Origin of the sequence: Hungatella effluvii, assembly GCF_003201875.1 — a bacterium.
Classification (GTDB): Bacteria; Bacillota; Clostridia; order Lachnospirales; family Lachnospiraceae; genus Hungatella; species Hungatella effluvii.
The window spans coordinates 280052-295928 of the sequence record NZ_QJKD01000005.1 but is presented as its reverse complement, the minus strand read 5'-3'; the positions used below and the strand labels follow the sequence as shown (position 1 = coordinate 295928).

15 protein-coding genes are annotated in these 15877 nt (G+C 50.5%); 13 read left to right on the top strand and 2 right to left on the bottom strand.

Features of this window, described 5'->3' with window-relative positions:
• Positions 1 to 3: 3 nt before the first annotated feature.
• The 9 genes from DFR60_RS11770 (at position 4) to DFR60_RS11725 (ending at position 7848) form a co-directional block, all read left to right on the top strand.
• Positions 4 to 1749, top strand: coding sequence for a B12-binding domain-containing radical SAM protein (locus DFR60_RS11770; RefSeq protein ID WP_110323080.1), 1746 nt, complete (start codon positions 4 to 6; stop codon positions 1747 to 1749).
• Positions 1750 to 1810: 61 nt separating this feature from the next.
• A complete protein-coding gene (gene nth, locus DFR60_RS11765; protein WP_110323079.1) occupies positions 1811 to 2467 on the top strand; it encodes an endonuclease III in 657 nt (218 codons plus the stop codon).
• A gap of 167 nt (positions 2468 to 2634) precedes the next feature.
• On the top strand, positions 2635 to 3342 hold the full coding sequence (locus DFR60_RS11755) for a 3'-5' exonuclease (protein ID WP_110323077.1): 708 nt from the start codon (positions 2635 to 2637) through the stop codon (positions 3340 to 3342).
• 14 nt (positions 3343 to 3356) lie between these two features.
• On the top strand, positions 3357 to 3467 hold the full coding sequence (locus tag DFR60_RS11750) for a hypothetical protein (protein ID WP_002601954.1): 111 nt from the start codon (positions 3357 to 3359) through the stop codon (positions 3465 to 3467).
• Between the two features lie 44 nt (positions 3468 to 3511).
• Positions 3512 to 5080: a VanW family protein gene (locus tag DFR60_RS11745; protein ID WP_110323172.1), complete on the top strand. Its 1569-nt coding sequence runs from the start codon at positions 3512 to 3514 to the stop codon at positions 5078 to 5080.
• A gap of 12 nt (positions 5081 to 5092) precedes the next feature.
• Positions 5093 to 5656, top strand: coding sequence for an AIR synthase-related protein (locus DFR60_RS11740; protein ID WP_002601952.1), 564 nt, complete (start codon positions 5093 to 5095; stop codon positions 5654 to 5656).
• A 41-nt stretch (positions 5657 to 5697) separates the two neighbouring features.
• Entirely contained in the window at positions 5698 to 6180 is a 483-nt protein-coding gene (locus tag DFR60_RS11735) for an Lrp/AsnC family transcriptional regulator (protein ID WP_006771113.1), read from the top strand.
• Complete coding sequence (locus DFR60_RS11730; RefSeq protein ID WP_110323075.1) at positions 6177 to 7346, top strand: aminotransferase class I/II-fold pyridoxal phosphate-dependent enzyme; 1170 nt, start codon at positions 6177 to 6179, stop codon at positions 7344 to 7346. Before DFR60_RS11735 ends, DFR60_RS11730 begins: the two co-directional genes overlap by 4 nt.
• A gap of 7 nt (positions 7347 to 7353) precedes the next feature.
• Complete coding sequence (locus tag DFR60_RS11725; RefSeq protein WP_110323074.1) at positions 7354 to 7848, top strand: tRNA (cytidine(34)-2'-O)-methyltransferase; 495 nt, start codon at positions 7354 to 7356, stop codon at positions 7846 to 7848.
• A gap of 87 nt (positions 7849 to 7935) precedes the next feature.
• On the opposite strand, the gene DFR60_RS11720 is transcribed toward DFR60_RS11725, so the two are convergent.
• Together DFR60_RS11720 and DFR60_RS11715 are read right to left on the bottom strand one after the other, a co-directional pair.
• Complete coding sequence (locus tag DFR60_RS11720; RefSeq protein ID WP_110323073.1) at positions 7936 to 9342, bottom strand: sensor histidine kinase; 1407 nt, start codon at positions 9340 to 9342, stop codon at positions 7936 to 7938.
• A gap of 209 nt (positions 9343 to 9551) precedes the next feature.
• Entirely contained in the window at positions 9552 to 9965 is a 414-nt protein-coding gene (locus DFR60_RS11715; protein ID WP_110323072.1) for an entericidin EcnAB, read from the bottom strand.
• Between the two features lie 558 nt (positions 9966 to 10523).
• Here DFR60_RS11715 and DFR60_RS11710 point away from each other — a divergent pair.
• Genes DFR60_RS11710 through DFR60_RS11700 form a run of 4 tightly spaced genes read left to right on the top strand, consistent with a single transcriptional unit; the run spans position 10524 to position 15809 of the window.
• On the top strand, positions 10524 to 11987 hold the full coding sequence (locus DFR60_RS11710) for a sulfatase family protein (RefSeq protein WP_110323071.1): 1464 nt from the start codon (positions 10524 to 10526) through the stop codon (positions 11985 to 11987).
• A gap of 48 nt (positions 11988 to 12035) precedes the next feature.
• Entirely contained in the window at positions 12036 to 12212 is a 177-nt protein-coding gene (locus DFR60_RS30880) for a hypothetical protein (RefSeq protein ID WP_243005064.1), read from the top strand.
• Entirely contained in the window at positions 12128 to 13492 is a 1365-nt protein-coding gene (locus DFR60_RS11705; RefSeq protein ID WP_243005063.1) for a sulfatase family protein, read from the top strand. The genes DFR60_RS30880 and DFR60_RS11705 overlap by 85 nt, the downstream gene beginning before the upstream one ends.
• A 31-nt stretch (positions 13493 to 13523) precedes the next feature.
• On the top strand, positions 13524 to 15809 hold the full coding sequence (locus DFR60_RS11700; RefSeq protein WP_110323070.1) for a helix-turn-helix domain-containing protein: 2286 nt from the start codon (positions 13524 to 13526) through the stop codon (positions 15807 to 15809).
• The last annotated feature ends 68 nt before the right edge of the window (positions 15810 to 15877 follow it).

Genomic DNA, 15877 nt, shown 5'->3' with positions numbered 1-15877 from the left:
ACTATGAAGTTTTTGCTAGCGGCGCTGAATGCCAAATATATTCATTCCAACCCCGGGATTTACAGCCTGAAGGCCTATGCGGAGAGACAGATGGAGCGTGATCCCTCTGACGCCTTTGGGAAGCAGGAAATCTCGGTGGAGCTGGGAGAGTATACGATCAATAACCAGATGGGGGATATCTTAAAGGACATTTATTTAAGAAAGCCGGATATGGTCGGCTTCTCCTGCTATATCTGGAATATATCCTGGGTTATGGAGCTGGTGCGGGACCTTCCGTTAGTTCTCCCCGAAGTGGAGATCTGGCTGGGAGGTCCTGAGGTTTCTTATGATGCGGCGGATGTCCTGCAGAGGGAGCCGGGAGTTACCGGTATTATGATGGGAGAAGGGGAGGAGACCTTTCTGGAGGTGCTTAAGCTTTACGCGGACGGCAGGAGGGATTTTTCTTCAATCGACGGAGTGGCCTGCCGGAATGAGAAGGGGGAGACGGTTATCCGTCCCCTGAAAAAAGCGATGGACATGAGCGCTATTCCATTTCCGTATGAAGATTTAGATGATTTTGAGCATAAGATTGTTTATTATGAGAGCAGCCGGGGGTGCCCGTTTTCCTGCAGCTACTGTTTATCCTCTCTGGACAAGTCGGTCAGGTTCCGAAGCATGGAGCTGGTGAAACGGGAACTGGATTTCTTTTTGGAGCGCAGGGTTCCCCAGGTGAAGTTTGTGGACAGAACCTTTAACTGCAGCAAGAAGCATACCATGGAGATCTGGCGCCACATCACAGAGCATGATAACGGGGTGACAAATTTCCATTTTGAGATCTCCGCGGATCTGCTCGATGAGGAGGAACTGGAGCTGATGGCGGGGATGCGTCCCGGATTAATTCAGCTGGAAATAGGTGTACAGAGTACGAATCCGGATACCATCTGCGAGATCAGGCGGAAGACGGATTTGAACCGCCTCAAATCGGTGGTGGAACGCATACACGGGTTTGGCAATATCCACTGCCATCTCGATCTGATTGCGGGTCTGCCTTACGAGGGCTATGAGAGCTTCCGGAACTCCTTTAACGAGGTCTATGAGATGAAGCCGGATCAGCTGCAGCTGGGCTTTTTAAAGGTCCTGAAGGGTTCGTTTATGGCTGAAAATGCAAAAGCCTACGGCCTGGTCTACAGCGCAAAGCAGCCCTACGAGGTGCTGGGCACGAAATGGCTCGACTATGGAAGCCTGCTTAAACTAAAGGGCGTGGAAGAGATGGTGGAGGTCTATGAGAACAGCGGACAGTTTACCGTCACCATGAAGGAACTGGTGAAGGAATATAAGACGCCGTTTGACTTGTTCTCTGATCTGGCGGAGTACTATGAGTCTCATACGCTGACGGGGGCCAGCCACAGCCGTATGGCAAGATATGAGATTTTAGACGGCTTTGTGGCGGAACACATTCCGGGGAAAGCGGCGGTGTACAGACGGCTCATGGTATATGACCTGTATCTCAGGGAGAATTTAAAGAGCCGCCCGGATTTCGCCGAGGATCAGACTCCGTTTAAGGATCAGGTGCGGGAATTCTTCGCAGAAGAGGCGGTGAAGCACCGCTATTTAAGCGGCGGATACGAGGGCTTTGAGGCGAGACAGCTGATTAAAATGGCTCATCTCGAGGTATTTGCGGGGAAGACCGCGGTGCTGTTTGACTACAGGAAACGGGATCCACTGAGCTATAATGCGGCGGCTTATGTGATTGAGGATTTCTTTCACTGACTGTGTACTGATGCAGCTATGGTGAATGGATAGAGTGCATCGATACAAAGAGGAGATGAATATGGCAAAGAGAGAGACAAAAGCGGAGCTTAAAGCGCGTGTGGATCATGTGCTGGCGGCCCTTGACCAGGAATACGGAACGGAATACGTCTGCTATTTGAACCACGAGACCCCGTGGCAGCTGTTGATTGCGGTGATTATGAGCGCGCAGTGCACGGACGCCAGAGTGAATATCGTGACAGCGGATTTATTTAAAAAGTACGATTCCTTAGAGAAATTTGCGAATGCGGATTTAAAGGAGCTGGAGAATGATATCCACTCCATCGGCTTTTACCACATGAAGGCGAAGAATATTATCTCCTGCTGCCGGGATCTGGTTACGCGGTTTGGCGGCGAGGTGCCGGGGACCATCGAGGAACTGACCAGCCTGGCGGGCGTGGGCAGGAAGACGGCGAATGTCATCCGGGGAAATATTTACAATGAGCCGAGTATCGTGGTGGATACTCATGTAAAGCGGATATCCAGAAAGCTGGGATTTGCGAAGGCGGAGGATCCGGAGAAGATCGAGATGGAGCTTATGAAGGTACTGCCGAAAGAGCACTGGATTCTCTGGAATATCCAGATTATCACGCTGGGACGGAGTATCTGTTTTGCGCGAAGCCCGAAGTGTAAGGAATGCTTCCTTCGGGAGTACTGTCCCAGTGCAGCTTTGCATTAATTCCACAGTAACAGCACTCGCTATCCGCGCCAGGAGCACGCCTGCAAAGCTAGACGTAGGGTCCACTACGCCGTCGCTTTGCAGACGCACACCTGACGAGGATATCAAGCACTGTTACTGTGTTATTAATGCAAAGCTGTACTGGTGCAGATCAGTAGGGGGATAAGATGGTAAATTCCTATGTGGCAGTGGATTTGGAGACGACAGGGCTGGATCCGAAACGGGATAAAATTATAGAAATAGGGGCTGTGCGGGTCGAGGCGGGCGAGATAACGGCGGATTTTGAGTCGTTTGTAAACCCATACCGTCTGCTGGAGGCGAGGACGAAGTCGCTGACGGGAATCCGTGACCGGGATGTGGCTGATGCGCGGGGAATCGATGCGGTGCTTCCCGGCTTTTTGAACTTTGCAGGGGAACTGCCGCTTCTGGGACACCGCATCATTTTCGACTACAGTTTTTTGAAGAGAGCGGCGGTCAATCAGGGAGAAGAATTTGCCCGGGCAGGTATCGATACGCTGACACTCGTCCGGCTGTTTATGCCGGAGGATGAGAAGAAGAATTTAAAGGCTGCCTGCGGGTGGTTTGGAGTGGAACAGAAGGAAACGCACCGCGCCATGGCCGATGCGATGGCGGCGCACCAGCTTTATCAGGCGATGAAAAAGAGGTTCGGAAAGGAGCGCCCGGACGTATTTTCCGAAGAAAATCTTATTTATAATGTAAAAAAGGAGCAGCCAGCCTCAAAAAGGCAAAAAGAACACTTGCAGGATTTAATAAAATATCATAAAATAGGCTTAACTGTGCAAATTGACCACTTAACCCGCAATGAAATCTCCAGAATTACGGATAAAATCATAGCACAGTACGGAAGAATATAAGAGAGGTGAATATCATGATTAACTTTAACGATAAAAAAAACAGGAAGGTAGTTTCCATAGTCCTTATCGCAGTGGTAATTCTGCTGATCGTAGCTATGGTACTGCCGATGATGCTGGTCCGGTAGGAGAAGGAAGCAGCAGGCAGCAACTTGAAAATTGAGGAATGATTATGAAAAACGAAAACTTGGCAACAGGCCTTGCGGCCATGGCGCTGGCGGTGGGACTGACACTGGCCTTTCCGGCACCGTCGCGGGCTGATACCCTTCCGGAGGGTCTCTATGTAGGAGAATACAGTCTGGGGGGAATGACAGAAGAGGAAGCCAGCGAAAAGATCCAGAGCCTTGTGGGCGAGATGGAGAATCAGAAGATTACGCTGGTAGTGGATGGGGAGTCCGTGGATACTACGGCGAAGGAACTGGGCTTTCACTGGTCCAATACCGACGCGGTAAACCAGGCCGCGGCATCCGTAACGGGAGGGAATTTAATCCACCGTTATTTAAACTTGAAAGACATCGAACATAACCATGTCGTTATTCCATTGGAGACAGCTTTTGACGATGGAAAGGTGGCGGCATTCGTAGAGGAAAAATGTGCTTCTGTCGTAGCAGAGCCAAAGGATGCGTCGATCACGAGAGAGAATGGGGCGTTTGTCGTCACTCCCGCCGTGGTTGGAAAGAGTGTGGATGCAGGGGCGACGAAAGCAGCCCTCGATGAGGCGATCTCCGGAGGTCTTAAGGAACCGGTGACGGTGACTGCGGCAGTGACGGAGGCTCAGCCGAACGTTACAACGGAAGCGCTTTCAACGATTCAGGATGTGCTGGGAACCTTTTCCACGGATTTCTCCAGCAGCGGCAATTCCCGTGCAACCAATTTACGGGTGGGAGCGGGCAAGATCAATGGCCATGTGCTGATGCCGGGCGAGACGCTGTCCGGTTACGAATGCATGCATCCGTTTACGACAGCCAACGGCTATGCCACTGCGGCCGCTTATGAAAACGGTCAGGTGGTTGACAGTGTGGGAGGCGGCGTATGCCAGATTTCCACGACGCTTTACAACGCGTCTCTCCGCGCAGAACTGGAGATTACGCAGAGACAAAACCACTCAATGATCGTTACGTATGTAAAACCCTCGGAAGACGCGGCTATCGCCGGTACTTATAAGGATTTAAAGATTACGAATAACTACGGCACTCCGATTTACGTGGAGGGCTATACGTCAGGCAAAACGCTGACTTTTACCATCTATGGGAAAGAGACAAGACCTGCAAACCGGACATTTAAATTTGTGTCCGAAACCCTCGCAACCATGGATCCCGGAGCGCCGAAGGAAGAGGTGGATCCGACCATGGCACCGGGCGCCAGGAAACAGGTTCAGTCCGCTCACAGGGGCTATAAGTCCAGACTGTGGAAATACGTCTATGTAGATGGCGTGGAGCAGAGCAAAGAGATTCTGCATACTGACACATACAATGCTTCCAAGGCGATTGTGAAGGTTGGTCCGGCGGCACCGGCAGTGACCGTACCGCTTCCTGAGGAGACGACAGTGCCGGTGGAGACACCGACACCAGAGACGCCGCCGGCACCGGTGGAAGGCGAGGACGGAGGACCGGGCGTGACTCTGCCGGAAGCAGGGACGCAGAGTCCGTCTCCGGCATCAGAACCATCTCCGGCGCCAGAAGCAGCGGCGGCAGCCCCTGTGCCAGTACCTGAAGCAGTTGATCCGGCTCCTGCCGGGTAACGGGAGTCCGGTATGAGAAAGATTGAAAGAGATAACACCGGCCTTATGCGGCCGGGACAGAATCTGGTGGTGGCGGGATACGCGGGATATGCCGGTACGATTGCGATCGTGAGGCAGAAGCGCGAAGAGCTGCTTCAGTGGTTTACAAAAGGCTACTTAGACCGGATTATGGAAAATGAAGATGGAACACTGAGTGGGAATCTGGAACGGTGGAAGGCATTGGGAGCCACGGAGTGTGAACCGGCAGGGGAGGGCGGAATACTTTCCGCCCTCTGGAATTTATCCGGGGCATACATGACGGGCATCGAATTTTCACTGCGCCAGATTCCTGTCAAACAGGAGACAATTGAGGTCTGCGAGCGGTACGATTTGAACCCGTACCGTCTTTATTCGGACGGCTGCCTGCTCTTTGTCACAGACAACGGCGGTGAGATGGTTCTGGCCCTGGAACGGGAAGGAATCCATGCCGCGGTGATTGGACGGGTGACGGAAGGAATCGGAAGAATCATCCGCCATGGGGAAAGCTCCGGTTACTTAGACCGGCCCGCGGAGGATGAGATTCATAAAGTATTATAAGCAATCATTATAATAAATCATTTTAATCAGGAGGTAAGGTTATGAGAGAGAAGATATTGGCGGTTATTGAAAAAAACAGCAGAATCGACTTGAAGGATCTGGCGGTTCTTTTAGGGGAAAGTGAGGCCGCGGTCGCCAATGAGATCGCCGAGATGGAAAAAGAGCATATCATCTGCGGTTACCATACCCTGATTAACTGGGACAATACCAGTGATGAAAAAGTGGTTGCCTTAATCGAAGTTAAGGTAACACCGCAGAGAGGCATGGGATTCGACAAGATCGCGGAGCGCATCTACCAGTACAGCGAGGTGGAAGCGGTTTATCTAATGTCAGGCGCATATGACTTTACCGTATTTATCGAGGGAAGAACCATGAGACAGGTAGCACAGTTTGTCTCGGAGAAGCTCTCCCCGATGGAATCCGTATTAAGCACAGCAACTCACTTTGTACTTAAAAAATACAAGGATCATGGCACCGTACTCGCTGAAGAGACGCAGGATGAAAGGATGTTGATTACCCCGTGAGAAATCCATTATCTGAAAGAATCGTAGAGATTCCGCCATCAGGAATCCGTAAATTTTTTGACATTGTAAGTGAAATGAAGGACGCTATCTCCCTGGGCGTCGGTGAACCGGACTTCGAGACTCCGTGGCATATCAGGGAAGAGGGAATCTATTCTCTGGAGAAAGGGCGCACATTCTATACGTCCAACGCCGGTTTGAGAGAATTGAAGGTTGAGATCAGCAGCTACTTAAAGAGACGCTTTGATGTTACATACGATCCGGATCATGAGGTGATGGTGACGGTGGGCGGAAGCGAAGCCATTGACGTGGCTCTGCGCGCCATGCTGGACCCGGGTGACGAAGTGCTGATTCCCCAGCCCTGTTTCGTCTCCTACGTGCCGTGCACCATTCTGGCCAACGGTGTTCCGGTTCCGATTCCGTTGGAGGAAAAGGATAACTTTAAGCTGACAAAGGAAAAACTGCTTCAGTATATCACCCCGAAGTCGAAGATTCTCGTTCTGCCGTTCCCGAACAATCCAACCGGCGCAGTAATGACCGCGGAGGAGCTGGCTGTTATCGCGGAGATCGTCATCGAGAAGGATCTTTTTGTTCTGACAGACGAGATATACGGGGAATTGACGTATGGAATGGAGCATACCACCATTGCATCATTCCCGGGCCTTAAAGAGCGTACCGTGCTGATTAACGGATTTTCCAAGGCTTACGCTATGACAGGCTGGCGTCTCGGCTATCTGGCCGCACCGGCTGTTATTCTGGAACAGATGTTAAAGATTCACCAGTTCGCCATCATGTGCGCGCCGACCACCAGCCAGTACGCTGCCGTTGCGGCGCTGCGGGATGGTGACAAGGACGTACAGATGATGAGGGAGTCATACGACCAGAGACGCCGTTTCCTTATGAACGCGTTTAAGGAGATGGGACTGGAGTGTTTTGAGCCCAACGGCGCATTTTACGCATTCCCCAGCATTAAGCGTTTCGGCATGACGTCCGATGAGTTCGCTACAAGGCTGCTCCAGGAGGAGAAGGTGGCTGTCGTTCCGGGAACGGCGTTCGGTGACTGTGGAGAAGGTTATCTGCGTGTCTCCTATGCATACTCCTTAAAGAGTTTAAAAGAGGCGCTGGGACGTATGGAACGCTTTGTGAAGAGACTGGACGGAAAGGCATAGAATCAATATGAACGTTGTATTACTGGAACCGGAGATGCCGGCCAATACCGGCAATATCGGAAGAACCTGTGTGGCCACGGGGACGAAGCTTCATCTCATCGAGCCGCTGGGATATAAACTGAATGACAAGCTGATCAAGAGGGCCGGACTGGACTACTGGGATAAGCTGGATGTGACGGTTTACTGTGATTACCAGGATTTCCTGGACAGGAATCCGGGAGCAAAGATTTATATGGCTACGACGAAGGGGCTTCATGTTTATTCGGACGTGGAGTATGAACCGGACTGTTTCCTGATGTTTGGGAAAGAGAGCGCCGGAATTCCGGAGGATATTCTCCTGGAGAATCAGGAGCAGTGTGTGCGGATTCCCATGTGGGGAGACATACGCTCGCTGAACCTGTCAAACTCAGTGTCGATTGTGCTGTATGAGGCGCTTAGACAGAACGGGTTTGAGAAGATGACCATGCAGGGGCAGCTGCACCATCTGCATTGGAAAGAGTAAGTATGACAGCGTGTATAGGATAAGAGCAGGTATTATAAACAGAAAAAAGGAAGGCTGAGTCATTCAGCCCTCCTTTTTTCTGTTTTATTAAAGATTAGTAGATTTCGGAAGGCTGAATATAAATTCTGTTCCGACGCCCTCTGTGCTGACCACATCAATGTTCTCGCCGTGAGACTGGATGATCTCCTTTACGATCGCCAGGCCAAGGCCGGTTCCCTTTTTATCTTTTCCACGTGATAAATCAGACTTGTAAAAACGTTCCCATATCTTCTTTATGCTGTCCTTCGGGATACCGATTCCGGTGTCCTTTACGGAGATAAAGATCTTTTCGTATTTTCCGGAAGCCTGGATATAGATGGTGGAATCGTGGTGGCTGAATTTGATGGCATTGTCGATCAGGTTGTACATGACCTGCTGAATCTTCCCGAGATCGGCGTAAACCATCTGAATATTGTTGGAGAATGTCAGGTCGAAGTTGATATTCTTCTCCTCACACGTTCCCTCAAAGGACGCCGCTGTGTCCTTGATTACCCGGTTGATGTCGAAATTCGTCCGGTTTAAATAGCCCTTGCTGTCCAGCGTGTTCAGCGTCAGCATTCCCTGCGTCAGCTTGTTTAACCGCTCGGTCTCTGTAATCACCCGGGTTAAATACTTTTCATACATCTCCGGAGGGATGGTGCCATCCAGAATGGCCTCTAAGTATCCTTTGATGGATGTCAGCGGGGAACGGAAATCATGAGATACATTGGCGATAAACGTCTTCTGGTATTCCTCCATCTTGTTCAACTCATCTGACATATAGTTTAAGGTGGCCGCTAAATATCCCATCTCGTCTCTGGTATTCACATCAATGTGGTACGTTAAATTCCCCTGAGCGTATTCGTTGGCGCCCGCCGTGATCTTTTTCAGTGGGAAGTATACCGTCTTTGTAAAGACGAGAAGGATGATCAGGGAGAGGCCGAATACCACAGCGAGTGTAATGTATACAATATTTAAAATACCATCTCTCGTATTCTGCAGAACAGAGAGCGGCATATGGATGACCACATAGCCGTAAGTCGTGTAATTCCCGGTAATGGGGGCATGGACACTCAGTACATCATAGGTGAACTGGTCATAGAATGTGCCGATGGTATACGACTTGTTGCCGGCCGCCGTGGGATCGAAGCGGTCGATGACCCGGCCGGTCCGCTCTGACTGGTCGCTGTCCACCACAATCTTTCCCTGGCGGTCGATGATCCAGATCTGGGCGTGGAGGTAATGGGCGGATCCCACCAGCTGAGGGTAGGATGAGATCAGATCCATGTCTTTTCCGTGGTACATGCCGCTGTAGGTGGAGGCGATCTGATTGGCTTCATCGTACAGCGAATCAGCCTGTTCGCGGATCAGGTAGCGCTCCGTCATCCGGGAAGACAGGGTGGCAATTGAGACAAAACCTAACAGGCCGAATACCAGGTAGCCGAGAATAAACTTGTAATAAAGGGAATGAGTCATTGTGATTCTCCATTTTCATTGATCTGTAAGTATCGTTCGATATGATAAATTAAGTATAATACTTTTTGGCCATTAAGTCACTACAGATTTTAAAGGGACAGGGAGAAAGACTGTTACGTAAATTACTTTTTATAGAACAAAACAAATGCTCCGCCCTTCCGGCAGTGGTCCCGGTTGGCGGAGCATTAACTTGGTTCGGAAATATCCGTTTATTTTGCAGGCTGAATATCGGTGACAACGGTATCGAGGTTGTCCGGGGTAGGCAGTCCGTTGGTATAGCTCACGGTTATTTTATCTCCGGACTTGATGTCTTTGTACTCTTCACTCTGTGTATCATCCAGTGGGAAGACGTACGCTTCCTCGCCTTCTTCCGCAACAATGGTAATCATAAAGCCTTTGTTTTCCTCCACAACTCCGGTTACAGTACCTTCGCTGCTCTGGGAATCTCCTGTGGAATCGGATCCGGAATCGGCAGAGCCGGATTCGTCCCTGGTGGTTGTGCTGGCGGTAGTTTCAGTCTTTGCAGATGTAGTCGGGGCAGCCGCTTCTTTTTTCGATGAGCATGCGGCCGCAGATAATGCGAATACCAGGACAGCTGCGATGATTAATAATTTTTTCTTCATAATAATCCTCCATATGATGTTTTTTTAATTACAGAGAATTAGACGTGAAAGAGAAGTAAAAAGTTGCAAAGGATGGAAAAAAATGTTTCAGCCACTGATCGACAAGGCGGGCAAAGTTATCCACAATAATGTGGAAATGTCTGTGGATTAATTGTTAATATCTGAAAATTGTGCGAACCGGTATGTGGAAAACGTAAAAAAGGGGATGAAGAGTGTGGATAACGGAAAGATATGGGGGAAAGAGGAAAAATACGGAAAGATTTTATTCAAAATAACTTTTTCAAATAATAGTATGGTATTCTTAAAATTGTCTTTCTAAAAAGAAGTCTGTATCTCTGGAATTCTGATCTGCCGCACAGATATCCACCAGCGAATCCATTGCTGCAGGAACATAACAGAAAAGCAGGAGGGGAACAAAGAATACATATTGAAATTAAACTACATATCCACGGACCGGCATCCTACATATTGACAGGGAGTTACAAATTGTAAGCGCAATTCTTCCTTGTTAAGATATACAGTAATACAATTGGTCAGATGACTGGAGGAATGGTAACGATGGATATGGAAAAAAATGCAGATATGGAGAAAAGCGAAAGACAAGACAGGCCGGCGATCGTGATGATTACCTGCGATGAACTGAACCGGAAGACGTTGGGGTGTTACGGAGGGAAAGCGATTACCACGCCGCATATCGACAGTCTGGCGGAAGCGGGGACGAACTATGAGAACTGCTATACCGTCAGCCCCTGGTGCCTGCCGTCCAGGTGCTCGATCCTTACAGGCCGTTATCCGCACAACAGCGGCGCCTACAGCAATTTCCGCAAGTGTGCGCTGGATACGGGAATCAGCAACCTGTTCCAGTCGCTGAGGGAAAGCGGCTACCGCACTTCCGTGTTTGGAAAATGCCATTTTGCACCGGTTCCCTACTCGGAGACGCGGGCGGACCGGACTCTGCCGTATGAGGAGTTCAAAGCGTATTACGAGAGTCTGGGGATCGATCATCTGGAGCTGGAGGATGACAAACAGGTATCCGTCTGGTTCTACGATGATTACAGCAAAGAGCTGGATCAGGCCGGATATTTAAAAGCATATCGGGATGCGGTGTGGAATCCGGACTACAGGAAGGTCTTCCCGTTCCCTGGACCGGCAGACTGGCATCCGGATGCCTGGACCGGCAGAAAGGCGGTGGAGTATATTCACAGCTATGAGGAGGAAAAGCCTCTGTTTGCCTGGATATCCTTCAGCGGCCCCCACTATACCTTCGATGCGCCGGAGGAGTATTTGAGTCAGGTGGACATGGCCGGGCTGCCGCCGCTTATTAAGAGGGAAGGAGAACTGGACGGGGAAGACCGGATTCATCACGACAGCTACTTTGGAGGCCCAAACAGCAACATCGATGGATGCGGCCATGCTGACGGCCATGCGTGCAAAAATTATACCGATGAATACTGGGACCGGCTCAGAAGAAGCTACTGCGGGAATGTAAAGCTGATCGACGACCAGGTCGGAGAGATTATAAATGCCGTCAAAGCGAAATACGGGGACAATGCCCTGATCCTGTTTTCCGCCGACCACGGGGAGATGCTGGGAGATCATGGGCTGTGGGGAAAACATAACTGCGCGTACGACGAGGTGTGGCATATTCCGCTTCTGGTGAAGTACCCGGGCAAAAAGACGGGGACGGCGGACCGGCGGCTCGTGAACTCCGTGGACTTCCTGCCGACGTGCCTGGAGGCGGCGGGGGCCGTGATACCGGCCTGCGACGGCAGAAGCTTAAGCGATCCGGATTGGGAACGGGATTACACCTTTGCGGAGGGAGAGGGATATCTGGCTGTCACGGATGGGAGATATAAGTATGTCCACGTACAGAAGGGCAGGGAACACGGAAGAGAGCTCTTGGACCTGCGGGAAGATCCGGACGAGTTTGAAAACCGGATCGCACAGCCCGAATACCAGGAGGCCCTGGCGGCGCTTCGTGAAAAGATGATTGAACATGTGATTCCAGCCATTCTGGCTTAGAGCGTGTCTGACGAAATGCAATTTTAGACACGCTCTGGAGGAGGAAGTATGACAGCAGAAAAAAACGAACTTGGCTTAAAGGAAGCGAAACCCGCCATTATCCTGATCACATGCGACCAGCTAAACAGGAACACTCTGGGCTGTTATGGCGGAAAACCATTCAAACACCCCATATCGACCGGCTGGCGGAAGAGGGAACTGTCTACAGCCGGTGCTATACGGTAAGCCCGTGGTGCCTGCCTGCCCGGTGCGCCATGCTGTCCGGCCTCTATCCGCACCGGAACCGGGCGTACAGCAATTTTCGGAAGTGTGCGCTCAATACTGGAAGGGATAACCTGTTTTTGGCCTTAAAGGACAGCGGGTATCATACGTCGCTGTTTGGAAAGTGCCATTTTGCTCCGGTTCCCTATGACCGGACAATGCCGGACGCCATGCTTCCGTACGAAGAATTCCGGGAGTACTATCAATCGCTGGGAATTGATGAGCTGAGGCTTCAGGATGACAAACAGGTGTCCGCCTGGTTCTGTGACGATTACAGCAGGGAGCTGGACCGTGCGGGATACTTAACGCCGTACCGGGAGGCCGTATGGAACCCGGAGTACCAGAAGGTGTTTCCGTTTCCGGGGCCTGCCTGCTGGCATCCCGACGCATGGGTGGGAGATCAGGCCGCTGGATCTATCCGCAGGTACGATCAGAAGAAACCGCTGTTTGCCTGGATTTCCTTCAGCGGTCCACATTTCCCATTCGACGCCCCGCAGGAGTATGTAGACAGAATCGACCGGTCCAGGCTGCCGGAGCGAATCCGGCGGGAGGGGGAGTTTGCCGGGACGGACCGGATTCACCATGACAGCTATTACGGCGGGGGTAACGGAACCGTTATCGACGGCGCCAGACCGGCGAAGGGAAAAGGCTGCCGCAGCTACACAGAAGAATACTGGGAGCGCATGAGAACCAGCTACTACGCCAATGTAAAGCTGATTGATGACCAGGTGGGAAAGATTGTGGACGCGGTCAGGCAGAGATATGGGGACAACGCGCTCATCCTGTTTACGGCAGACCACGGGGAGATGCTGGGCAATCACGGCCTGTGGGGAAAAAACATGTGTGCCTACGATGAAGTGTGGAGAATACCGCTGCTAATCCGTTATCCCGGTAATCGTAAAAGGGCTGTAGAGGAACGGCTGGTGAATTCCACGGATTTTCTCCCCACATGCCTGGGGGCGGCAGGCGGCAGGCAGATCTGCTGCGACGGAAACGATCTGGCGGACAGCGCGTGGAGCCGGGAGTATACGTTTGCCGAGGGCGAGGGATTTATGGCGGTGACCGACGGCCGGAAAAAATACATCCATTTGCAGCGCCAAAATGGAAAGAAAAGAGAATTGATCGATTTAATGAAAGATCCTCATGAGTTTGATAACCGGGTAAGCTGGCCGGAATATCAGGCAGAGGCAGCGCATCTGGAAGAGAAGATGCTTGAACATATGATCCCATCGGTGCTGGCCTGATATTGGGCTGAGGGGGGATAGGAGGGGAACTATGAAAAAAATGAGCTGGAGAAAGCGGCTGTTTTATTCCTATATTTTTATCGGGGTGATTCCGCTTCTGGTGTTGGGGGCGTTTTTCTATTATGGAAACCGCATGACGGAGAGAAAAGAACTGGAGAAATCCAATTCAGCCATGTTGTCGCAGGTACTCCAGAAGCTGGACTATGTGACGGAAAAGATGAACAGCGCCGCGTATCATTTCTCAGGGAGTGAGATAGAGGAACAGTTGAATGATGTCAGGTACGAGCGGGCGGAGATCGATGAGGGACTGGTGGCCTCTCAGCTGATGACATATTCGGAAATCGTGGGGGACACGGAAAATGATGTAAAGCCAATTCTCTATTTAAGAGGGGATAAATCTGTTTACACAATGGATGGGAAGATTCCTTACTCCGAATTTGAAAAGGACATGAACCAGTACGGAGACTTAAACGAGGCTTCATTTTTCGGAACCATAAATTCGGTTAAGGATGACCGTTCTCTCAAGATTGGGGAAGGGAAGCGGGCGGGGGAAGAATCGTCCATTGTTTATTTTCTGTATCCGATTCCGTATATGAACAATATTCCGATTGCCACCATTGGCTTCGGGTTTGACTCCGATTCCCTGAATGCGCTGATAAAAACGTATTATACGGCGGATTCTGCCATCTATATTTTCAATGAACGGTATTTAACACTGTTTCAATGCGGCCAGGAGAACTGTTCCGGGTTAAGCCGAAAGGCGCTTGACGATCTGGCCATAAAGTACAGGAGAACTGGAGGGAAGCTGGTAGAAGAACGGGTGGATGGAGGTTCCTTTATCATTATGAGGGAGATTTCGGCAAATTCCGGCCTGTCGGTGGTGTCGATCACGGACAGTAAGAAATTCTATCAGTCGAGCAGTGAGTTTGCCTCCTGGTATATTTTCCTGATTGCCGTCCTGTTTATAGGTGGAATTCTGCTTTCCCTCGTGCTGTCACAGAGTAACTACAAGCCGATTCAGAAGCTGGTCCAGAAGATTGTGGATCAGGACACCATGGCAGATCAGGAGCAGCAAGGAATTAATGAATTTGAGATCATCACAAATAAATGGGCCGATGTGCAAAATAAAAATGAAGAGCTGAGCGCACTTTTAAACCGTCAGAGGCCCATGGTGGTGGCCTCCTGTCTGAGGCGGATTCTAAAAGGCAAATTTAAAACTTCAGAGGAAATGGAGGCGACGCTGAAATCGGCAAATATTAACTTAAGCTACCGCTATAATTTCGTGATCCTGCTTCCGATTCCCGTGGAAGACAGCTTCGAGGAAGATAAAAATCTCCGCATTATGACGGTTCTGGCCGGTTTTATGCAGCCATTTATCCACGTCTACGGCCTCGACATGCTGAAGGACAACGGAATCGCGGTGATTGTCAACTGCGAGGAGCGGACCGCGGGGGAGAAAAATGTGGATATCCGTCTGTCCGTGGCAGACCACTTATGCCGTGAACTGGAGACCCGTCATGAGATTTCCATCCCCTTTTATATAGGAAGAATCTACGAAGATGTCATGGATATAAACCGATCTTTTTTGGAGTCCGCGGCTATCGCTTCGGATTACCATATGCTGGGAAATCAGAAGGTAATTCTGTTTGAGGAGATCGGTTACGAGGAACAGAATATCCAGTATCCCATTCTGGAACAGGCCCTGTTTATTCAGTGTCTGAAGCAGGCTAATGAGGAGGCGGCTTTAAAGGCGCTGGACAATATGATTGGAGAGATCGAACCGCTGAAATCATTCGTCATCACACAGTGCCTCTGCTTCGATATCATCAATATCACGATCAAGACGCTGGACCAGCTAAAGGGCTTTGAACTGAAGAATGTGGATTTGAAGAAGCTGATCACCTTTAAGAGTCTGCCGGAATTCCGCGAAAAGATGGCCGGCCTTACGATCGAGATGTGCCGCCAGTTCGCCGAATTTAAGGACAGCAGAAACAATGAGCGCAGATCAGAAATACTGGATTATGTCAACTGCCATTACGGCGACAGCAGCATGGGATTAGAGAGCGTCGCGGATGAGTTCGGCGTATCCTCCAATTACCTCAGCAGGTTTTTCAAGCAGGAGACGGGCTGCTCTTTTATCCAGTATGTCACCATGATCCGGATGGACCGGGCCAGGGAGCTGCTGGTGAACAGCAATAAACAGATTAAAGAGATCGTGGCGGAGATCGGATATATCGATGTCGCCAATTTCGTCAGAAAGTTTAAGGGCTATGAGGGCGTGACGCCGGGGCAGTACAGGGAAAAGATGAGAATATGACATACTGCTTAAAAAGCACATATCCCCGCAGGTACAGGGCTACATATGGAAACGGAATCACAAATTGA